Annotated in this window: 21 protein-coding genes; 16 read left to right on the top strand and 5 right to left on the bottom strand. The window is 62.3% G+C overall.

The window, feature by feature from the left end:
• Nucleotides 1–143 precede the first annotated feature (143 nt).
• Together EYW45_RS09415 and EYW45_RS09420 are read left to right on the top strand one after the other, a co-directional pair.
• Complete coding sequence (locus tag EYW45_RS09415) at nt 144–2033, top strand: propionate--CoA ligase (RefSeq protein ID WP_161135095.1); 1890 nt, start codon at nt 144–146, stop codon at nt 2031–2033.
• Nucleotides 2030–3370, top strand: coding sequence for an MFS transporter (locus EYW45_RS09420; protein ID WP_235938976.1), 1341 nt, complete (start codon nt 2030–2032; stop codon nt 3368–3370). Before EYW45_RS09415 ends, EYW45_RS09420 begins: the two co-directional genes overlap by 4 nt.
• Before the next feature lie 198 nt (nt 3371–3568).
• Here EYW45_RS09420 and EYW45_RS09425 read toward each other — a convergent pair whose 3' ends face one another.
• A complete protein-coding gene (locus EYW45_RS09425; protein ID WP_161135419.1) occupies nt 3569–4351 on the bottom strand; it encodes an outer membrane protein assembly factor BamD in 783 nt (260 codons plus the stop codon).
• Between the two features lie 115 nt (nt 4352–4466).
• Here EYW45_RS09425 and EYW45_RS09430 point away from each other — a divergent pair, with 115 nt between their 5' ends.
• The 11 genes from EYW45_RS09430 to EYW45_RS09480 all read left to right on the top strand — a co-directional run bounded on the left by EYW45_RS09430 (nt 4467) and on the right by EYW45_RS09480 (nt 14720).
• Nucleotides 4467–5432, top strand: a complete 966-nt coding sequence (locus EYW45_RS09430) for an RluA family pseudouridine synthase (protein ID WP_161135096.1) — start codon at nt 4467–4469, stop codon at nt 5430–5432.
• Nucleotides 5429–6328 (top strand): peptidoglycan editing factor PgeF, encoded by a 900-nt coding sequence (pgeF, locus tag EYW45_RS09435; protein ID WP_161135097.1) that lies wholly within the window; start codon nt 5429–5431, stop codon nt 6326–6328. The genes EYW45_RS09430 and pgeF overlap by 4 nt, the downstream gene beginning before the upstream one ends.
• Nucleotides 6329–6500: 172 nt before the next feature.
• Nucleotides 6501–8150, top strand: coding sequence for a class I poly(R)-hydroxyalkanoic acid synthase (phaC, locus tag EYW45_RS09440; RefSeq protein WP_407924908.1), 1650 nt, complete (start codon nt 6501–6503; stop codon nt 8148–8150).
• Between the two features lie 94 nt (nt 8151–8244).
• The gene (gene phbB, locus EYW45_RS09445) at nt 8245–8982 is read left to right on the top strand and encodes an acetoacetyl-CoA reductase (RefSeq protein ID WP_161135098.1); all 738 of its coding nucleotides are present in this window, start codon (nt 8245–8247) and stop codon (nt 8980–8982) included.
• 89 nt (nt 8983–9071) lie between these two features.
• The gene (gene phaR / locus EYW45_RS09450; protein WP_161135099.1) at nt 9072–9650 is read left to right on the top strand and encodes a polyhydroxyalkanoate synthesis repressor PhaR; all 579 of its coding nucleotides are present in this window, start codon (nt 9072–9074) and stop codon (nt 9648–9650) included.
• Between the two features lie 177 nt (nt 9651–9827).
• Nucleotides 9828–10352 carry an iron transporter gene (locus tag EYW45_RS09455; protein WP_407924912.1) on the top strand — a complete coding sequence of 175 codons (525 nt, stop codon included), beginning with the start codon at nt 9828–9830 and terminating at the stop codon, nt 10350–10352.
• A gap of 41 nt (nt 10353–10393) precedes the next feature.
• Nucleotides 10394–10699 carry a cupredoxin domain-containing protein gene (locus EYW45_RS09460; RefSeq protein WP_161135421.1) on the top strand — a complete coding sequence of 102 codons (306 nt, stop codon included), beginning with the start codon at nt 10394–10396 and terminating at the stop codon, nt 10697–10699.
• A gap of 9 nt (nt 10700–10708) precedes the next feature.
• Nucleotides 10709–11563, top strand: coding sequence for an FTR1 family iron permease (locus EYW45_RS09465; protein WP_161135101.1), 855 nt, complete (start codon nt 10709–10711; stop codon nt 11561–11563).
• A complete protein-coding gene (locus tag EYW45_RS09470) occupies nt 11560–12951 on the top strand; it encodes a 4Fe-4S binding protein (protein WP_161135102.1) in 1392 nt (463 codons plus the stop codon). Before EYW45_RS09465 ends, EYW45_RS09470 begins: the two co-directional genes overlap by 4 nt.
• 102 nt (nt 12952–13053) lie before the next feature.
• Nucleotides 13054–14016 (top strand): PhzF family phenazine biosynthesis protein, encoded by a 963-nt coding sequence (locus EYW45_RS09475; protein WP_161135103.1) that lies wholly within the window; start codon nt 13054–13056, stop codon nt 14014–14016.
• A gap of 149 nt (nt 14017–14165) precedes the next feature.
• Nucleotides 14166–14720: a DUF1003 domain-containing protein gene (locus tag EYW45_RS09480; RefSeq protein ID WP_161135104.1), complete on the top strand. Its 555-nt coding sequence runs from the start codon at nt 14166–14168 to the stop codon at nt 14718–14720.
• A 94-nt stretch (nt 14721–14814) separates the two neighbouring features.
• Here EYW45_RS09480 and EYW45_RS09485 read toward each other — a convergent pair whose 3' ends face one another.
• From EYW45_RS09485 to EYW45_RS09500, 4 genes are all read right to left on the bottom strand, one after another.
• Complete coding sequence (locus EYW45_RS09485; RefSeq protein WP_161135105.1) at nt 14815–15156, bottom strand: BON domain-containing protein; 342 nt, start codon at nt 15154–15156, stop codon at nt 14815–14817.
• Nucleotides 15157–15207: 51 nt separating this feature from the next.
• A complete protein-coding gene (locus tag EYW45_RS09490; RefSeq protein ID WP_161135106.1) occupies nt 15208–15372 on the bottom strand; it encodes a DUF1328 domain-containing protein in 165 nt (54 codons plus the stop codon).
• A gap of 394 nt (nt 15373–15766) precedes the next feature.
• A complete protein-coding gene (locus EYW45_RS09495) occupies nt 15767–16447 on the bottom strand; it encodes a lipopolysaccharide kinase InaA family protein (protein WP_161135107.1) in 681 nt (226 codons plus the stop codon).
• Between the two features lie 19 nt (nt 16448–16466).
• Nucleotides 16467–17606, bottom strand: coding sequence for a GNAT family N-acetyltransferase (locus tag EYW45_RS09500; protein WP_161135108.1), 1140 nt, complete (start codon nt 17604–17606; stop codon nt 16467–16469).
• Between the two features lie 74 nt (nt 17607–17680).
• Between EYW45_RS09500 and EYW45_RS09505 the strand changes: the two genes are divergently transcribed.
• The 3 genes from EYW45_RS09505 to EYW45_RS09515 all read left to right on the top strand — a co-directional run bounded on the left by EYW45_RS09505 (nt 17681) and on the right by EYW45_RS09515 (nt 19697).
• Nucleotides 17681–18475, top strand: a complete 795-nt coding sequence (locus EYW45_RS09505) for a ferritin-like domain-containing protein (RefSeq protein WP_161135109.1) — start codon at nt 17681–17683, stop codon at nt 18473–18475.
• A gap of 181 nt (nt 18476–18656) precedes the next feature.
• Nucleotides 18657–19316, top strand: coding sequence for a superoxide dismutase (locus EYW45_RS09510; protein WP_202444675.1), 660 nt, complete (start codon nt 18657–18659; stop codon nt 19314–19316).
• A 165-nt stretch (nt 19317–19481) separates the two neighbouring features.
• On the top strand, nt 19482–19697 hold the full coding sequence (locus tag EYW45_RS09515; protein WP_161135111.1) for a hypothetical protein: 216 nt from the start codon (nt 19482–19484) through the stop codon (nt 19695–19697).

Here is a 19697-nt window from a genome sequence, read left to right on the forward strand (position 1 = left end):
ACCAACATTGTGCGGTGCACGGCGATCATCGGCCTAGTGGGTAGGGCCGGGATCGTGGGAGAATCGTTTCCGAGTGTGGCGGCCGGAGTATAGCCCGAACGCCCTAAACCTTAAGTACGGCCAGACAATAACAGGAGACAGCGATGCAAACCATGCGGGATTTCCATTACGGCTCGATACATCATCGTGACAATTTCTGGCGTGAGCAGGCGCGGCGGATTCATTGGGAAACACCCTTCGAGCGCGTACTGGACGACAGCAATCTGCCGTTTGCCCGTTGGTTTCCAGGTGGCCGCACCAACCTTTGCTACAACGCGGTCGATCGCTGGCTCGAGACGCGCGCCGATGAGCGCGCACTGGTCTGGGTCTCCACCGAGGTCGATCAGACGCGCGAATTCACGGTCCGTCAGTTGTACGACGAAGTCAACGCGGTGGCCGCCGTGTTGCGTGAAACAGGCGTGGAGCAGGGCGATCGGGTTCTGATCTATATGCCAATGGTGCCTGAGGCCGTGTTCACCATGTTGGCGTGCGCCAGGCTCGGGGCGATTCATTCGGTGGTGTTTGGCGGGTTTGCATCGGTCAATCTGGCGCAGCGCATCGACGATGCTGCACCGAAGGTCATCGTATCCGCCGACGCGGGCTCGCGCGGCGGCAAGGTGGTGGCTTACAAGCCGCTGCTCGATCGCGCGTTGACGCTGGCCCGCCATCCGCCCACCCGCACGCTGATCCTCGATCGCGGTCTGGCACCCATGCAGACCGACCCCGCACGCGACATTGACTATGCCGAAGCGCGCGCGCGTCATGCGGGCGCCGAAGTGCCGGTCGTCTGGATGGAATCGACTGCGCCCAGCTATATCCTCTACACGTCGGGTACTACCGGCACACCCAAGGGCGTGCAGCGCGACATCGGCGGGTATGCGGTCGCCCTGGCGTCATCGATGGCATACATCTTCGATGGCAAGCCGGGCGAGACCTTTTTCTGCACGAGCGACATCGGTTGGGTGGTCGGCCACTCCTATATTGTCTACGGCCCATTGATCGGCGGCCAGACCACCGTGCTGTATGAAGGCACGCCGGTGCGTCCCGATGGAGCGATCCTCTGGCGGCTGATCGAGCAGTACAAGGTCAATACCCTGTTTTCGGCGCCGACCGCGATTCGCGTGCTCAAAAAGCAGGATCCCGCATTGCTCAAGCAGCACGATCTGACATCGCTGCGCGCGATCTACCTGGCGGGCGAGCCGCTGGATGAACCCACGGCGCAGTGGGTGGCCGACAGCCTGGGCAAGCCCGTTATCGACAATTACTGGCAGACCGAGAGCGGTTGGCCGATATTGGCCGCACAACCCGGCGTCGAGCGCGTGCCGACGAAATTCGGCAGCCCGTCGTTTCCGGTGTATGGCTTTGACGTGCGTATCGTCGATGAGGCCACGGGTGAAGATATGGGCCCGGATGAAAAGGGCGTGGTCGCCATCGTTCCGCCATTGCCGCCGGGTGCGATGACCACCATCTGGGGCAACGATGCCCGTTTCGTGGAGACCTATTTCACGAGCGTGCCCAATCGGCAGGTCTATTCGACGTTCGACTGGGGCCGCCGCGACGCAGACGGCTATTACTTTATCCTCGGTCGTACCGACGACGTCATCAACGTGGCCGGACACCGCCTGGGCACGCGCGAGATCGAGGAGTCGATCAGCAGCCACGCAGGGGTGGCCGAATGCGCAGTGGTCGGGGTGGCCGATGCGATCAAAGGGCAAACCGCCGTGGCCTTCGTCGTGCTTAAGTCCGCACAGGTGGGCGAGCCGGGCCCTGCAGCCGACGCCTTGCGGCGCGAGATGCTGGCCGTGGTGGACGATCAACTGGGTGCGATTGCGCGTCCGTCTGCGCTACGATTCGTGCAGGCCTTGCCCAAGACGCGCTCGGGCAAGGTTTTGCGCCGTGCGATCGTGGCGATTTGCGAGGGCCGCGAAACCGGCGACCTCACTACCATCGAAGATCCTTCAACGCTCGACCAGATCAAGGACAGCCTTCAATGAGCGTTCGATTGCCGGATGTCGCCGCGCACCTGAATCCGGGCGTGCGGCGCCGGGAACTCTGGGCCTGGGCAATGTACGACTTTGCCAATTCGGGCTACACCACCGTCATTCTCACGGCGGTCTTCAGCACTTATTTCGTCGGCGTGGTAGCCGGCAATGCGCCCTGGGGCACGTTGGCGTGGACGAGCGCGCTGTCGGTATCGTATCTCGCCGTCATGCTCACCATGCCCACCCTCGGGGCGCGGGCAGACGCGCGCGGCGCCAAGCGCCGGCTGCTGTTTACCAGCACGATCGGCTGCATCCTCGCCACGGCGGTGATGTCGCAGGCGGGGCCGGGCACGATCGTGCTCGCGCTGGGGGCGCTGATCGTCTCCAATTACTGCTATTGCGTGGGTGAATCGGTGGTCGCGGCCTTCCTGCCCGAGTTGGCGCGGCCCAAGTCCATGGGGCGGGTATCGGGCTGGGGCTGGGGCTTCGGTTATTTCGGCGGCATGCTGACGTTGGGGATTTCACTGGCGATCGTCACCGCCGGGATGGCGCGCGGCTGGTCGGCAGAAGGGTATGTGCCCTGGGTCATCGCCGTGACCTGCGTGGTGTTCGCGCTTGCGGCCCTGCCGTCGTTCCTGCTTTTGCGTGAGCGGGCCCGGCCCCAATCCCGCACGCAGGTGCCGGTGCACCTGCTGCGGCAACTCGCCCACGCGTGGCGCGATACCGGCGTGCATTACCCCGAATTTCGTCGGCTTTTGATGTGCGGGGCCTGCTACCAGGCCGGGATTTCCGTCGTCATCACCCTGGCCGCGGTTTACGCCGAGCAGGCGATGGGATTCAAAACGCCGCAGATCATGCTGTTGATCTTCCTGGTGAATATCGCGGCCGCGGCGGGGGCGTTCGCGTTCGGTCATCTGCAGGATCGCATCGGCCACCGCCCCGCGCTGGCTGTCACGCTGTGCGGCTGGATCGTCATGGTGCTGGTGGCGTATGCCGCGACCACGCCATCGGTGTTCTGGGTGGCCGCGGCGCTGGCGGGATTGTGCATGGGCTCGAGCCAAAGCGCCGGTCGTGCCCTCACCGGCGCCTTGGCTCCCGCCAACCGGCTCGCCGAATTTTTCGCGCTCTGGACGTTTGCGGTGCAACTCGCCGCCGTCGTGGGGCCGCTCAGCTACGGCCTGGTCACCTGGATGACGCATGGCGATCATCGCACCGCCATTTTGGCAACGGGACTGTTTTTCGTGGGCGGACTGGTGTTGCTGGCGCGGGTTGATGTGGTGCGCGGCATCGCCCGGCGCGACGCTGCCGGTGCGGCAGAGGGGACCGCAGCGCAGCCCGTGACGGCATGACCGCGGCGTCGCGAGCAAGCGATCGAACCTGCGCACGGCGGTGCAAGATCGATTGGCGCTTCGTCGCTTGACGGCATTCCCGGCACACCAATGGCGAAACAAAAAAAGGAACCGCAAGGTTCCTTTTTCATGTGCCGGACGATTCGAGTTTGGTATGCATCACGGCGAGCCGGCTTGCCGGTCGCCTTGCCGCACCGCTTACAGCCAGCGTTTCGGGCTGTACCACTTTTCCTTCGATCGGAAGCCGTCCTGGCGGATGGTGCTGTTGGGGAAGTTCTGTTTGAGCACCCGGTCGGCATCGTCGCGCAGTTTGGTCATGCCCAGCTTATCGTACGAAATCATCATCACGTACAGCGCCTGCTCGTTGGCGGCGACGCCTTCGAAGTCGGTGATCACGATCTGGGCACGGTTGGCCGCCGCCACGTATGCGCCGCGCTCGTAGTAATAGCGTGCGACGTACACCTCGTTCATGGCGATCGTGTTCACCAGCCAGTTCATGCGCTGCTGCGAATCGGGCGCGTACTTGCTGTCCGGAAAGCGCTTGATCAGCTCGGCGAAGGCATCGTACGAAGCCCGCAAACCCTTCGGATCGCGCTCGGCCGGATCCTGACCGGTAACGTTGGTCATGAAGGCGCTGGCGGGCGTGAAGTTGATCAGACCCTTCAGATACAGCACGTAATCGGTGCCGGGATGGTTGGGGTATTGCTGTTGGAAGCGGTCGATGGCAGCCAATGCCTGCTCGTTTTCGCCGTCTTTCCAGTTGACGTAGGCGAGTTCGATCAAGGCTTGTTGGGCGTAGACGCCGAACGGGTAACGGCTTTCGATGGCGGTCAGGCGATCGCGCGCGTTGTTCCAGCCGCCGGAATTGATTTCTTCCTTGGCATCGGCATAGAGTTGTTCGGCGCTCCAACCTGCGGTCGGGTCGACCTTGGCACCCGATGTGCCGCAGCCGGAGATCAGCAGGGCGGTCAGCATCGCCATGACCAGCCAAAGCAGCGACCCGCGGGACCGGGCAATCGATGGAGCAGCACTCAGGTAAATCACGGGTTGTATCCTTGGTGTTAGCATGGCAAAGACGATTATATGATTAGTCTCCATGCCTGATATAGCCGACAGCGAAGAAGCGCTGCACGACGACGACCCCCAGATATTACGCGTTCCTTTCGAACAGGCGGCTGACCGCCTCGATAAGGTGCTCGCCTGCCTGCTGCCCGAGCACTCGCGCAGCCGGTTGCAAGGGTGGATTACCTCCGGACACGTGCATGTCAATGGCGCGGTCGCCAAGATCCGCCAGACCGTCGGGCCCGACGATGTGCTGACCGTATGGGCGCAGCCCGCGCCCGAAAGTCTGGCGTTTCAGCCCGAACCCATCGACTTCGGCGTCATTGCCGATAGCCCCGATTGGATCGTGGTCGACAAGCCGGCCGGTCTGGTGACCCATCCCGGCGCCGGCAACTGGCAAGGCACTTTGCTCAACGGGTTGCTGCACCGGTATCCCGAGCTGGCACATGTGGCGCGGGCCGGTATCGTGCACCGGCTCGACAAGGACACCTCGGGGTTGATGGTGGTTGCGCGCAACGAGCGCGCCCAAACGCATCTCGTGCGTCAATTGCAAGCCCGCACGATGGGGCGTCGCTACATCGCGCTGGCCCACGGCACCGTACGCGCCCCGGGCAAAGTCGAACTGGCCATTGGCCGCGATCACCGGGTGCCGGTGCGCATGGCGGTCGAGCGGCCGATCGCACCCAAGCCTGCGGTCACTCATTACCGGCCGATGCGTCGCGGCACGCTCGACGGCGCCACCGTGAGCGAAGTGGAATGCAAGCTTGAAACCGGCCGCACCCATCAGATCCGCGTGCACATGGCCAGCCTGGGCCACCCCCTGGTGGCCGACACGCTTTACGGCGGGCGGCTTGCGGGCGGCGCCACCCGGCAGATGCTGCATGCGCGCGCGCTCCATTTCGACGATCCGGGCGGCGGTGGCGAGGTTGAGTGGACGGCCGAAATTCCAGCCGATATGGCGGGCGTCATGCAGCAGATTGACTGGGAACCGGCGGCATGAGCGAGCGCCGTTCGCGCGATGACTTGACCGCCCCGCATCATCCGGCAGGTCATCCGACGGCAGCGTCGAAGGATCGTGCGGTGGGCGCTGGCGATCTGGCCGGACCCGCCTGGCCGGGTCTGACCATCTTCACAACGGGCCGCGACGGCGGCGTCAGCAAACCGCCTTACGACAGCTTCAATGTGGGCGCGCATGTGGGCGACGCGGCCGATGCCGTGGCCGCCAATCGCCTGGCGCTGCGCCAGCGTTTGCCGGGCGAGCCGCTGTGGCTCGAACAGGTGCACGGCGTTGCCGTCGTCGATGCCGATGAGGCTGGCGGCGACGCTGCAGGGAATGCAGCGGATACCGCAACCCCGCGCACCGCCGTGCCGACGGCCGACGCGGCGTTCACGCGCACGCCCGGTCGCGTGCTCGCCATCATGACTGCGGATTGCCTGCCCGTGGTGATCGCTGCAACCGACGGCAGCATCGTCGGCGCCGCCCATGCAGGATGGCGCGGCCTGGCTGCCGGCGTGCTCGAGGCGCTGTTGGCCGCTATGCGCGACGCGGCGCCACATGCGCCTGGTTGGCGTGCCTGGATCGGTCCGGCCATCGGCCCCGATGTGTTCGAGGTGGGCGACGACGTGCGATCGGCATTCGTTGCGCCGCCCGATCAGGCGATCCCGCCCGACGTGTCCGCAGCGGCGCAATTGGCGTTTGCATCCAAGCCCGACGCACCTGGCAAATGGCTCGCCGATCTGCCGTTATTGGCCGCGCAACGGCTCCAGCGCGCGGGCGTTGCCGCAATCTTGCAGAGCGGCGCGTGCACGGTGACCGACCGGGCGCGGTTCTTTTCGTATCGTCGCGATGGACAGTGCGGGCGCATGGTGACGCTTGCCTGGCGCACTCACCCTTGATTACCCGCATTGACACTGGCCGCACCCCCATGCACCATGATCCGCGAGACCCTGTTGGCGCGGACGACCTTTATCGGGCATGCCGCACCCCAGCCAAAAGAAGAGCGGCAGCCCACGCAGCAGCACAGCAGCTGCAATGAAGCAGCACAAGTAAGCGCATAAGGTGTAAGTAGTGAACGCTCCTCAATCGAACGCCCTTCCATTTGCCATGCCCGCCGGCTCCGTTCCCTTGGCGCCCGAAGTGCTGGTGCAGATCCAAGCCGAATTCACGCGTGACTGGGAGCAGGTCACCCAGGCCGCTCGGGCAGGTACGCTTGCGCCGCCCGCCGATCGCCGTTTCGCCGGTGCCGGTTGGGAAGGCAGCCACCAGCATCTGTTGCTTGCGCATGCTTATCTGCTCTCGGCGCGTGCGATGGGCAAGATGGTGGATGCGGCCGACGTCGCCCAGCCACTGCGCGAACGCTTGCGGTTTTCCATCATGCAGTGGGTCGATGCGCTTTCGCCGTCGAACTTTCTCGCGCTCAATCCCGAAGCCCAGCGCACCATCGTCGAAACCGCCGGCAGCGCGCTCAATAGCGGTGTCGATAATTTCCTGGCGGATGTGCGGCGCGGACGCATCACCCAAACCGACGAAACGCATTTCGAAATCGGGCGCAATGTGGGCATATCGCCCGGCAGCGTGGTGTTTGAAAATCAGCTCTTCCAACTGATTCAGTACGCGCCGACCACGCCTACGGTGCATGCCCGACCGCTCGTCGTCGTGCCGCCCAATATCAATAAGTTCTACATCCTCGATCTGCAACCGGCCAACTCTTTCGTGCGCTATGCGGTGGCCGCCGGGCACACGGTGTTTCTGGTGTCGTGGCGCAATCCGCTGCCTTCCGACGACGACGGCATCCAGCAGGCTACCTGGGGCGACTATCTCGACCAGGCCGTGCTCAAGGCGCTCGCCGTGGCGGCCGAGATCACGCGTCAGCCACAGGTCAATGCACTGGGCTTCTGCGTCGGCGGCACGATGCTGGCCTCCGCGCTGGCGCTGGCGAAGGCACGCGGCGAGTCGCCCGTGGCGGCCCTGACGCTGCTCACCACGTTGCTCGATTTTCGCGATACGGGCGTGCTCAGCGTGTTCGTCGATGAAGTGCATGCGCTCATCCGCGATCAATCGATCGGATCGGGCGGCCTGATGTGGGGCCGCGAATTGGCCACCACATTCTCGTTCCTGCGGCCCAATGAACTCGTGTGGAACTACGTCGTCGCCAATTATCTGAAAGGCGAAACGCCGCCGGCATTCGATCTGCTGTTCTGGAATGCCGACGCGACCAATCTGCCGGGACCTTTCTTTTCCTGGTACTTCCGCAATACCTATCTCGAAAACAACCTGGCCATGCCGGGTAAGACGCGGGCATGCGGGCAGCCGATCGATCTCACGCGCCTGGATATGCCGGCGTATATCTTCGGCTCGCGCGAAGACCATATCGTGCCCTGGCATGCGGCGTATGCCTCCACGCAGATACTGCGCGGCCCCAAGCGTTTCGTGCTCGGCGCGTCCGGGCATATCGCCGGGGTGATCAATCCGCCTGAAAAGCAGCGCCGGCATTTCTGGACCGTCGACACGCAACCGGACGCGGCGCTTCATCTGCCCGGCAACGCCGACGACTGGATGGCGCAGTCGGCCCAGCATCCCGGCAGTTGGTGGCCGGATTGGTCCGATTGGCTGGCGGGTCATGCGGGGCGTCGCGGACGTGCTCCGAAAGCGCAAGGCAGCGCGGCCTATCCCATTATCGAAGCGGCGCCAGGTCGGTATGTAAAAGTACGCGTTTAGATATCGGTCGGTTTGGAAAATATGCCAGTGTGCTCTGGTATGGTGTGAAACCAAGCGGGTAAGACAAAAACAGTTGCTTCATCGGAGGAACAACATGAAAGGCAAAGTAGCGTACGTGACGGGCGGTATGGGAGGCATCGGAACCGCGATTTGCCGCCGGCTGGTCAAAGAGGGCTATCAGGTCGCCGCAGGCTGCGGGCCGAGCCGCAATTACCAGCAATGGATCGATGAGCAGGCCGCACAGGGGTACGAATTTTTTGCCTCGGTGGGCAACGTGTCCGATTGGGACTCGACGGTGGAAGCCTTCGATAAGGTACGTGCCGCACTGGGCCCGGTCGATGTGCTCGTCAATAATGCGGGCATTACCCGCGACGGGTTGTTCCGCAAAATGTCGTTGGACGATTGGCGGGCGGTGATCGACACCAACTTGAACAGCCTGTTCAACGTCACCAAGCAAGTGATCGACGGTATGGTCGAACGCAATTTCGGTCGTATCATCAATATCAGCTCGGTCAACGGCCAGAAAGGGCAGTTCGGTCAAACCAACTATTCCACGGCCAAGGCCGGTATTCACGGTTTCACGATGGCGCTCGCGCAGGAAGTGGCAAGCAAGGGCGTGACCGTCAATACGATTTCGCCGGGGTATATCGGAACCGACATGGTCCGTGCCATTCGTCCCGATGTGCTCGAGAAAATCGTCGGCACCATTCCGGTTCGTCGTCTGGGTACGCCCGAAGAGATCGCGTCCATCGTGGCGTGGCTGGCTTCGGAAGAATCCGGTTTTTCGACCGGTGCCGACTTTTCGCTCAACGGCGGCCTGCATATGGGCTGACCGCCACGGCGGCCACCGTCTCGCAGCAGGGGAGCACGCGAGACGGTTTTCATCACTCCTTTCGAAACGATATAGATCCTGGCGACACCATGACGCATGCACCTAACGACACAGGCATCCGCCTGATCAAAAAATATCCCAATCGCCGGCTCTACGATACGCAGACCAGTACGTACATCACGCTGGCCGACGTCAAGCAGCTTGTGCTCGCCACCGAAACATTCCAGGTGATCGATGCCAAGACCTCCGATGACCTGACCCGCAGCATCCTGCTGCAGATCATTCTCGAAGAGGAAAGCGAAGGCTCGCCGATGTTCTCCGCGCCCATGCTCGCGCAGATCATCCGCTTCTACGGCCACGCCATGCAGGGCATCATGGGGTCGTACCTGGAAAAGAATATCCAGGCGTTCATCGAGATTCAGGATCGCGTTGCCGAGCAGTCCAAGGGCATTTACGGCAACCAGTTCGGTCCGGAAGCCTGGGCGCAATTCATGAACGTGCAGACGCCGATGATGCAGAGCATGATGAACAGCTACATCGATCAGAGCAAAAACCTGTTCGTGCAGATGCAGGATCAGATGCAAGATCAAACGCGTTCGATGTTTTCCACGTTCCCCTTCGTCCCGCCCGGCACGCCCGGCGCACCGGGCGGCGGCCGCAAGCCCTGAGTCGCTTGCCGTAAATCAGCGTTCCTCGCGCGCCGTCCGTCGCCGCTCGAGGTTCAGCGGGGTGTCAGCCGTTCCCGGTTAGGCTCATGAAAACGGTTCTTGTTTGCATTGCAAGAGCCTTTTTTCATAGTGATCGACACGAACAGGACACCTCAGATGATGAAGCAGGTCGCGGGCATGGCCGCAGGATTGGCTATGGCATTGGGCATGTGCGCGCAAGCGTCGGCAGCGGAGTATCCGATCGGCAAACCCGCGCAAAAGGGCGGGATGGAAATTGGCGCGGTATATCTGCAGCCGATCGAAATGGATCCGCCCGGCATGATGCGTCCGGCGAAAGATTCGGATATCCATCTCGAAGCCGACATCCATGCCTTGGCCGACAACGCCACCGGTTTCCCGGAAGGCGAGTGGATGCCCTATCTGACCGTGCAGTTCGAACTGCAAAAAGAAGGCAGCAGCAATGTCCAGAAGGGCACGTTCATGCCCATGGTTGCCAACGATGGCCCGCACTACGGCGACAACGTCAAGCTGGAAGGCCCGGGCAAATACAAGCTGAAATACACGATCTCGCCGCCGGGCGGCGAGGGATCGCACTTCGGTCGTCACATCGATAAGGAAACGGGCGTGGGCCCCTGGTTCGCGCCGTTCGTGCTCGACTACACGTTCGTGTACGCCGGTACGGGCAAGAAGGGTGGGTACTGATTGTGAAACGGTGGCGTCAAGCGGTGCTCGGCGTCGCACTCATGGGGGCAGCCGTGCTGCCTGCCTGTGCGGATGAGCTGCCGACATTTCAACTGACCTTCAAGCCAGACGGCACGTTCGAGCCCGCCCGTCTGGAGGTGCCCGCGGGGCGCTTCAAGATCGAACTCACCAACGACAGCAACGAGCCGGTCGAGTTCGAAAGCATTCCGCTGCGCAAAGAAAAAGTGTTGGGTCCCGGCGTGAAGTCGTTCGTGGTGATCACCATTTCGCGTCCCGGTGAATATCCGTTTTTCGACGACTTCCATCAGAGCGTCAAGGGCACGCTGGTCGTGACACCCAAGGATTAAGACAGCAGCATGGAACAGGTTCTTTTCATCGTCTGGCGAGAGAGCGTGGAAGCGCTGCTGATCGTCGGCATTCTCTACACCTGGTTGCGCGCCACGCCCGAAGGCCGGCGCGGCCTGCCTTATCTTTGGGGTGGTGTGGCCGCTGGACTGGCCTTGGCCGTCATGCTTGCACTGGTGCTGCTGGGCGTGTCGTCCTGGCTGAGCGACGAGGGCCAGGAGTGGTTCCAGGCCGGCATGGCGCTGGTGGCCTGCGCGCTCGTGGTGCAAATGGTGTTCTGGATGCGCAAGCATGGCCGCACGCTGCAGAGCGAATTGCAGAGCGGCGCGCGCGATTCGATGAACGCATCGAGCTGGTGGGGCTTGCTGGTGCTCGTCATGATCGCGGTGGCGCGCGAGGGCAGTGAGACGGTCGTGTTTCTCTACGGCACGGTTGCCGCCGGCGAGGCGGCATCCGATATGGCGATGCTGGCGTTGGCCGGTATCGGTGGTTTTTTCGCGGCACTCATCACGTTCTATATTTTGCAGTTGGGCGGCAAGTTCATCACGTGGCGCCGGTTTTTTGCCGTCACCGAGGTTCTGTTGCTGCTGCTTGCAGCCGCCCTCCTGATCGGCGGGCTCGATCACCTCATCTCCCTGGGTGTGGTGCCCACGCTGGTCGATCCGATCTGGGACAGCTCGCGGCTGCTGGACGACAGCAGCGGCATCGGCAAGGTCTTGGCCGATTTCGCCGGATATCGTGCGTTTCCCGCACTGACCTCGGTGATCGTGTGGGTGCTGTATTGGGTGGTTGTGGTGGCGCTGTTGCGCCGTGCCCAGCCCGCTGGCACATCGCGTAGCACTGTGGCGCGCGCACCGGCGCCATGACTGCCGTACTCGCCCGTTCGGCGTCGCGCGCGGCAGATTTCCTGCGGGATCATGCCGCGCTGCTGCGCAAGTTGCAGTGGGGCATTGTGCTTGTGTATGCCTTTCTGTTGATCGTGCCCGCGATCATGCCGCTGCCGGACAATGCGGCGTCGGTGTTCAATAATCTGACGGTGGTTTCGCAGTTTGCGTTCTGGGGGATCTGGTGGCCGTTCGTGCTGGTCTCGATGCCGCTGCTGGGCCGCACGTGGTGCGGCACGCTCTGTCCGGAAGGCATGCTCTCGGAGTGGGCCAGCGAGCACGGTCAGGGCCATGCCATTCCCAAGTGGATGCGATGGGGCGGCTGGCCTTTCGTGGCGTTTGCAGGCACCACCGTCTACGGCCAATTGATCAGCGTGTATCAGTATCCGGCAGCGGTGCTCGTGGTGCTGGGCGGATCGACCGTGGCAGCCATGATCGTCGGTTGGCGCTACGGCCGCAGCAAGCGCGTCTGGTGCAAATATCTCTGTCCGGTCAACGGGGTCTTCAATCTGCTCGCCAAGATGGCGCCGTGGCACTTCAAAGTCGATGAAACGGCGTGGCGCCACCCGGTCGTGCGGATCGAGTCGATCAACTGCGCACCGCTGGTGCCGCTGCGTCACATGAAGGGAGCGGGCGACTGTCATATGTGCGGCCGCTGCAGCGGCTATCGCGGCGCCATCGCGTTGACGCCGCGCTCGCCGGAAGAAGAGATCGTCAACGTGGCCGATGGCGATCCCTGGCAGACTGCATTGATCCTGTTCGGCATGATGGGCCTGGCGATGGGGGCCTTCCTGTGGAGCGCGAGCCCATGGTTCGTGGTGTACAAGCAGGCGGCCGCTACCTGGTTGGTCGAGCACGATATCCTGTGGCCGCTGCTGGACAACGCGCCCTGGTACATCCTCACGCACTACCCGGAACTCAACGACAGCTTTTCGTGGTTGGACGGCTCGGGCATCTTGCTGTTCGTCGTTGGCGCCATGGTGGTGATCGGGGGCGCGGCTTTTGCCGGACTGTGGGTCGCCGATCGCATGCTGCCCCAGGTGTCGGGCGCGCCGCGCACACCGATGGGCCGCGCCAGTCTGCACAAGCTGGCGCAGTGCCTGATTCCCGTGGCCGGCGTGGGTGTATTTCTCGGGCTTTCGGCCACGACGCTCACGTTGCTCAAGCACGAAGGCATGGGCACGGGCTGGGCCAATAGCGTGCGCTTCACCTTGCTCGCGCTTGCCGTGGCATGGAGCCTGAAAATGGGCGCGCGCATCATCGCCCAGCGTCATGGCGCCCTGTGGCAGAATGCCGCTGCGCTTGCCGCTACCGCGATCGGGCTGGTGCCTTTCGTGTGGGCATGGATTCTCTTTTTCGTGGTGTGGTGAAGCGCGCGCGGTGAGCGGGGCGTTTCGGCCCTTTTTGCCGGTAGCGGCGGGAAGGTTGTCCGGTCCCGTTCGCGTCTCTCCAACCCTTGAATGTGCCACGCCATGCGCCACTACGCCTATCGGCTGCTCAATGTGTTTTCGGAATCGACTTTCGACGGCAATCCGTTGTGCGTCTTCGAGGATGGCACCGGGCTGAGCGATGCCGAAATGCAGTTGCTGGCGCGCCAATTCAATCTCTCCGAGACCACCTTCCTGTTGCCTTCTGAGGTGGCTGATCGTCGCGTGCGCGTGTTCACGCCGGGCGCCGAGATGCGGTTCGCCGGCCACCCCGCGATCGGCTCGGCGCATGTGGTGCGCGCGCTTGGTGCTGACGCGTCGAATATGGACACGGCCGCCCCTGCCGATTCCGCTTCCGCGTGGCATGGTGCCGAGCCGTCCCGCGATGCCATCACCCTCGCATTTGCTGCAGGGGTAGTGCCGCTCACGGCTTTTGGGGATGTGTGGACCTTCATCGCGCCCGCGCCCGGTGGCGTGAAGGCGCGCTCGGCGGGAATCGATCGCATGACGGTTGCGGCGTGGTTCGGGCTTGCCGCCGACGATCTGGCAGGCGATCCGATGTGGGTCGACACGGGCTCGGATCAGTTATTGATTCCGCTGGCACATGCCGACGCCGTCACGCGCGCCCGGCCGGACGCCCGTCTAATATCCGAATGGCCCACGAGCAGCGTCGGGCGGCGTACCGCATATCTCTTCGAAGTGCCATCCGATTCGGCCGAGATGGGCGGCGGGGTTGGCGCGTCGCGTGTGGCGGCAACGGTTCGGGTGCGATACTTCTTTGCGCCGCCCGCCGGTGGCGTTGCGGAGGATCCCGGCACAGGTTCGGCGTGCGCCAACCTCGGTGGGTGGTGGCAGGCAACGCAGAGGCCACTGCCGATGCATGCCACCGTAATCCAGGGCGTGGAAATGCAGCGTACGTGCCACTTGCAACTTCAGGTTGACCAGGCCGGTGCCATTCACGTTGGTGGCCGCGCCAGAGAAATTGGGCGTGGCACGCTGACGCTTTAGTCGCCGTCCAACCTGACTGGCAATTGCTTCAAGCCATTCCTGCCGCGCGGCAAGAGGCCCACGGCTGACGTGCAAAGGCCAATGGGTCGGCGTAGGATCAGTGGATTCCGGCGACGCCGCAGACCGAATGCCAACGACAGGAAACCGCCATGACTCGCCTCTCCAACGACGGGCCGCCCACTGCAGCGCGAACGTCCGTGCGTATGGACCCGTTGCGTTTTCACCGGCGGCACGCACATCTTTCTGGACCCTTTGGGGTCGATGCGTTTGCGCTCAAGGCGGAAAAATTTGCCCGTTTCTTCGGAACGCCTTTGTTCCTCGGCGCGCAAACGTTGGTAGTGGCGGTGTGGATCGCCATCAACATGAGCGGTGCCACGCGCTTCGATCCTTATCCCTTTATTTTGCTCAATCTGGCGTTCAGTCTTCAGGCTGCTTATTCGGCCCCACTGATCTTGCTGGCGCAGACACGACAGGCTGCGCGCGACGCAGCGCATGCCGAGGCCGACGCGCAACACCGGGAGGCATTGGCTATTGCAAACGCTGCTCGGCAAGACACTGCCGAAAAAACGGCGGCGCAGTTGATGACGTTGTTGCAGCAAAACACGCACTTGACGGAAATGACTCAAGCTTTGACGCAACGTGTAGCATCGTTGACCGCTGAGTTGCATGCCCATGTGATCGGCAAGCCGCACCAAACCGTATGACAAAAAAATGCACGCTCAACGGCGTGCATTTACTTTCCTGCTTTGAAGTCAACCGACGGGTTTGCGGCCCGCCGACTGCACTCCTGTAGCTGCCTTATTTGGCTTTGGTCGCGTCAACCTTGATCAGGTTCTTGACCTGCTTCACACCCTTCACATCGCGCGTCACGCGGGCGGCCAGATCGGCTTGAGCGGCCGTTGCCACCGTACCCGTCAGTTGCACCACGCCTTCAGTCGTCTCCACGGCGACGTCCAATGCGCTGAGGTCTTTTTCGGCAACGATGGCGGCCTTGACCTTGGTGGTCAACACAGCGTCGGAGGTGTATTCACCCACGGATTGCTTCGGTTCGTTCGTCGTCGTGCTGGCGGCCATGGCGATGGACGAAAAGGCAACGGTCGAGCCAATGGCGGCGGCGGCGATCAGTTTTTGAAAAGTCATGAGTCATCTCCTACGGGGTAAACAAAAACGGTGGCGCGAAAATACACGCGCTTATTTCTTTCGGAACATGCCGCTGAGTATCGAGAGCACGGCGAGTACGAGAAAAACGTAAAACAGAATCTTGGCAATGCCGGCGGCACCTGCCGCGATATTGCCGAAGCCCAGGATGGCAGCGATGATCGCGATAACGAAAAAGACAACTGCGTAATGCAGCATGGTGATGCTCCTGTCGGTTCGCGGCGCGTCCAACGCATAATTGATCAAGCACGGCGGATCGTCTTACTTCCGCATCTTCCTGCGTTCGGCATTGCAGAACATTCCCTTCGAACCTTCTGTAATGCCGATCAGCGAGACCAAGTTACGGGGGTGCCGCAGGCGTGTCAAACGGGCGTTGTGGGGAAATGTAACGTCGCAGACCCGGCATATTTGTGACGCACGGCATGCAGAATTTCCCGATGCTGGCGCACGCTCGATGCAGTCGGCGGTGTGCTGTGCATTCGGTTTTGCAATCCCTACCGATCGGCTGGTGCGCGCTGAGCGTCTGCCGGCCTGTGCCGTTACAAGTGGGCAATGCTTTGATCGGCTTTGCATTGCCCAAGTAACAACGCAGTCATAGCTTAAGGGCCTGCGGATGCAGTTTGGCCGCGTGGTACACACTGCGGAAGATCGCAACCTCGTCTTCCGACAATCCGCGCTTGCGCAATCCGTGGAAGAGACGTCGCAGATCCGAATTGGCTGCCTGGGTGGGGGTCACACAGCGCCGTCCCAGTTCGAGGTCCATCAGCGCGATTTGCGGCACGGCGTCGGCGCCATCGCAGCGCGCGAAGACTTCCTTGGGATAAAGGTGGCCGTGCTTGAACGCCGCGCGATGCATGCGCAGCAGATGTTCCGCCAGCAAACGATAGATTCGTGCGCGCGTATGCACGGACCACCGATTGTCGTTCAAACCCTGCTCCAGGCTCACATAGCCCGCCAATTCACGCGTGACGAGCACGGCTTCCCAAGCGCCGCCGGCCCGCCGCATGTCGAAATGCACCAGCTCGGGCGTGGCAACGTCAAGCGCGTTCAAGCGTTTCAGATTACGTGCTTCACGCAGAAACGTGGGACGTCCGAAGGGGAAGCGCAGCGATTTGAATAGAAAATTTCGTTGCCGCTTGATGTAGTAGCCCATGCCGTCGGCATCGCGCACGAACTGCACGCCGCTTTCGCCGCCCCGGCGGTGATTGGGCGGCTCGACCCATTCTCCGGTCCATTGCCACCAATCTATTGTCTGGGTTTGTGTGTGAGGCACACGATCTCCAAGCGGTTAGTCAACGCGTGCTTTTTTTGAACGGCGTATGTTGCTCGAGTTCGCCGATATAGGCGTCGATCGCCTCGGTTTCGCGGTCGAGGAAATCGCCGATCGCTTCGGCAAAACGTTCGTCGGCAATCCAGTGTGCGGACCAGGTCGGCGTGGGCAACAGTCCGCGCGCCATTTTATGTTCGCCTTGTGCGCCGCCTTCGAACGCGTTCAGGCCCCGCGCGATGCAGTAAGCGATGCTTTGCATATAACAGGTTTCGAAGTGAAGCCCGGAAATGAAAGACTGTGTGCCCCAGTAGCGGCCGTAAACCACGCCGTCGGCAACCACGTCCAATGCACAAGCGATCGGCGCACCGTCGCGGTACGCCATGATGAGCAGCAGTTGATCCGGCATTTCCGCGTGCCAGCGCGCGAAGCACGCGCGCGACAGATATGGCGGATTGCCATGGTCGTAGTACGTTTGGGCGTAGCACCGGTAAAAGAAGTCGAGTGCCGCTTCATCTAGGGTGGCGCCTTGCAGCCAAGCATATGAAACGCCGGCATCGGTCACGCGGCGGCGATCCTGTTTGATCTTCTTGCGCTTGTCGTGACTCATGGTCGCCAGAAATGCGTCCATGTCAGCATACCCGGCGTTGCGCCAATGGAATTGCACCCCCTCGCGCAACATGAAGCCCGATTGCGACAGGGCCTCGACGTCGGCCGCGTGTGTGAAGAGGATATGCAACGACGCAATGTGATGATGCCGAGCCAGCGCAATGGCGCCGCGGGCAAGCATCACGCGATACTCGTGCGTGTGGGCCAGCAGTCGCGGCCCGCTGACGGGCGTGAAGGGCACCGCGCACAGGAGTTTCGGATAGTAGGCCAAACCATGACGCGCAAAGGCATCGGCCCAAGCGTAGTCAAATACATACTCACCGCGCGAATGCGCCTTCACATAAAGCGGCATGGCGCCGACCAGGCGATCGTTCTGACGCAAGGCCAGAAAATAGGGCGTCCATCCAGTACGCGACGACGCACACCCGGTATCGTGCAAGGCACTCAAAAAGCCGTGTTGCATGAACGGATACGCGCCCGCGAGGGCGTTCCATTCCTGCGCGCTGAAAGCGTCGAGTGACGTCTCGATAGTGAGAACCGGGTCGTGGGCATCCATGCGGCGATTATGGCAGGTTGCAGCGGATGGGATAATGATGTGGATACAGGAGGGACCTGGTTTTGAGTCACGATATGTCCATCCGGCAACTGGCGCTTGCCGCGCTCCAGTGTTGCGAGCCCGCAGAAAAAGTGGTCGCCGTCCTTGCGATACCCGACGACGCGCCAATCGATGCCGCGCAACGCCTGGCCGCATCCTTGCCCGTACCCGGACGACCGGGCAAACCCGCGTGCGTGCCGCCCGCGCAGGTGCCCCGGCGCGCGATCGGCACGCCGGCTGGCCGTGCGGCCTTGCTGCATGCGATTGCGCACATCGAGTTCAATGCGATCAACCTGGCGCTCGATGCACTCTGGCGCTTCGAGAGCCTGCCGCCGGCGTACTACCGCGACTGGCTGCGCGTCGCCAAGGAAGAGGCCTATCACTTTACGTTGCTGCAGGATCATCTCGCCACCTTGGGGCATCGGTACGGCGATTTTCCGGCGCATGAGGGGCTCTGGCAGATGGCCGAGCGCACGCAGGACGACGTGCTGGCGCGGATGGCGCTCGTGCCCCGCACACTCGAAGCGCGGGGACTGGATGCCTCGCCTGCCATCCGCGACAAGCTGATGCGTGTGGGCGATACGGCGGGGGCGGCGATCCTCGACATCATTTTGCGTGACGAGATCGGTCATGTTGCGATCGGCAACCGCTGGTACCGCCACGCCTGCGCGCAGCAGGGACTGGCGCCGTTGGCGGCCTATCCCGTGCTGGCCGCCAAATACGATGCGCCGCGCCTGCGGGGGCCCTTCAATCTCGAGGCGCGGCGTCAGGCGGGATTCGACGAAGACGAACTCGCGGCGCTCGATGCGCCTTCGCCGCGTGATGGATAGGCAGATGCCGCCGCAACACGCTATCGGTGAGGGTTGCGCTTGAAGCAAACCTTAACGGTTTGACGCCAGCCTCTAACGCTTGAGCCCTGCTTGCGATGATAGGGTGAGGGTTCTGGTCAACTTTCCGTCAGGACGCCCCATGTCGCTCAATTTCCGATTGCCCGCCGCCGCTGCATTGTCGATGGCCTTGTTTGCCGGAGCGGCTGGCGCGGCCGATACCGCCGCCAGCTTCACGTTGCCGCCGTTGCCGTACGCCGCCAACGCGCTCGAGCCCGCCATCGACGCGCAAACCATGACGCTGCATCATGACAAGCATCATCAAGCGTACGTGGACAACCTGAATGGCAAGATCAAGGATTTCCCGGCGCTTCAGGGCGCAAAGATCGAAACCGTGATGGCACAAGTGTCCAAGTATGACGCGGCCGTACGCAACAACGGGGGCGGGCACTATAACCACAGCCTCTTCTGGACCATCATGGCGCCTGTAAACAAAGGCGGCAAGCCGGGCGCGGCGCTTCAGAAGCGGATCGCGCAGGACTTCAAGTCCCAGGACGAAATGGTCAAACAATTCAGCGAGATGGCGGGTAAGAATTTCGGCTCGGGCTGGACCTGGTTGATCGTGAAGCCGGACGGCAAGCTGGCGATCACCAATACGCCCAACCAGGATAATCCGTTGATGGACGTGGTGCAGGAAAAGGGCACGCCGATTCTGGCCCTCGACACCTGGGAGCACGCTTACTACCTGAAGTACCAGAACAAGCGCCCGGAGTACGTCAAGGCATTTTGGTCGGTGGTGAACTGGAACGAAGTCACCAAGCGCTACGATCAGGCCGCGAAGTAAACCATCGTTCGCCTGAGCGCGCCAATGGCGCGCAGGGCCATCCGAGCGTTGCGGGACGCTGTGAGGGCCTGGCATAACCCGATGATCCTGACTGCGCGACCGCCGAGCCTCTATATCGAGCGCAGCGATTCGCGCACCAGGTTTCATCACTGGAAGGAGCACGCAATGACCATCACCAATACCGTCGACGGCGTTACCTATACGTTGCTCATTCAAGAACGCGGCGACGACACCTTCTCATGGAAGATTGCGGCCAACGATGCCGATGGCCGCGAGAGCAAGCGCGATGAGCGCGATACCGATATTCCGTTCGAAACCGCAGCCGATGCGGAAATGGCTGGGCGCGAGGCGATGGACGCTTTGGTGAAGGGCGACCTGTAA

The sequence above is a fragment of the Schauerella aestuarii genome (assembly GCF_009866805.1).
In the GTDB taxonomy this organism is placed as follows: domain Bacteria; phylum Pseudomonadota; class Gammaproteobacteria; order Burkholderiales; family Burkholderiaceae_B; genus Schauerella; species Schauerella aestuarii.

Bases quoted from the DNA above. Each gene is read 5' to 3' on its own strand.
- EYW45_RS09485 (WP_161135105.1), bottom strand. From the start codon at position 15,156: ATGACTTTTCAAAAACTGATCGCCGCCGCCGCCATTGGCTCGACCGTT.
- EYW45_RS09475 (WP_161135103.1), top strand. From the start codon at position 13,054: ATGCGCCACTACGCCTATCGGCTGCTCAATGTGTTTTCGGAATCGACT.
- EYW45_RS09415 (WP_161135095.1), top strand. From the start codon at position 144: ATGCAAACCATGCGGGATTTCCATTACGGCTCGATACATCATCGTGAC.
- EYW45_RS09500 (WP_161135108.1), bottom strand. From the start codon at position 17,606: ATGGATGCCCACGACCCGGTTCTCACTATCGAGACGTCACTCGACGCT.
- phbB (WP_161135098.1), top strand. From the start codon at position 8,245: ATGAAAGGCAAAGTAGCGTACGTGACGGGCGGTATGGGAGGCATCGGA.
- EYW45_RS09510 (WP_202444675.1), top strand. From the start codon at position 18,657: ATGGCCTTGTTTGCCGGAGCGGCTGGCGCGGCCGATACCGCCGCCAGC.
- EYW45_RS09470 (WP_161135102.1), top strand. From the start codon at position 11,560: ATGACTGCCGTACTCGCCCGTTCGGCGTCGCGCGCGGCAGATTTCCTG.
- EYW45_RS09515 (WP_161135111.1), top strand. From the start codon at position 19,482: ATGACCATCACCAATACCGTCGACGGCGTTACCTATACGTTGCTCATT.
- pgeF (WP_161135097.1), top strand. From the start codon at position 5,429: ATGAGCGAGCGCCGTTCGCGCGATGACTTGACCGCCCCGCATCATCCG.
- EYW45_RS09465 (WP_161135101.1), top strand. From the start codon at position 10,709: ATGGAACAGGTTCTTTTCATCGTCTGGCGAGAGAGCGTGGAAGCGCTG.
- EYW45_RS09455 (WP_407924912.1), top strand. From the start codon at position 9,828: ATGGCCGCAGGATTGGCTATGGCATTGGGCATGTGCGCGCAAGCGTCG.
- EYW45_RS09430 (WP_161135096.1), top strand. From the start codon at position 4,467: ATGCCTGATATAGCCGACAGCGAAGAAGCGCTGCACGACGACGACCCC.
- EYW45_RS09460 (WP_161135421.1), top strand. From the start codon at position 10,394: ATGGGGGCAGCCGTGCTGCCTGCCTGTGCGGATGAGCTGCCGACATTT.
- EYW45_RS09425 (WP_161135419.1), bottom strand. From the start codon at position 4,351: ATGGCGATGCTGACCGCCCTGCTGATCTCCGGCTGCGGCACATCGGGT.
- EYW45_RS09420 (WP_235938976.1), top strand. From the start codon at position 2,030: ATGAGCGTTCGATTGCCGGATGTCGCCGCGCACCTGAATCCGGGCGTG.
- EYW45_RS09505 (WP_161135109.1), top strand. From the start codon at position 17,681: ATGTCCATCCGGCAACTGGCGCTTGCCGCGCTCCAGTGTTGCGAGCCC.
- EYW45_RS09480 (WP_161135104.1), top strand. From the start codon at position 14,166: ATGACTCGCCTCTCCAACGACGGGCCGCCCACTGCAGCGCGAACGTCC.
- EYW45_RS09490 (WP_161135106.1), bottom strand. From the start codon at position 15,372: ATGCTGCATTACGCAGTTGTCTTTTTCGTTATCGCGATCATCGCTGCC.
- phaR (WP_161135099.1), top strand. From the start codon at position 9,072: ATGACGCATGCACCTAACGACACAGGCATCCGCCTGATCAAAAAATAT.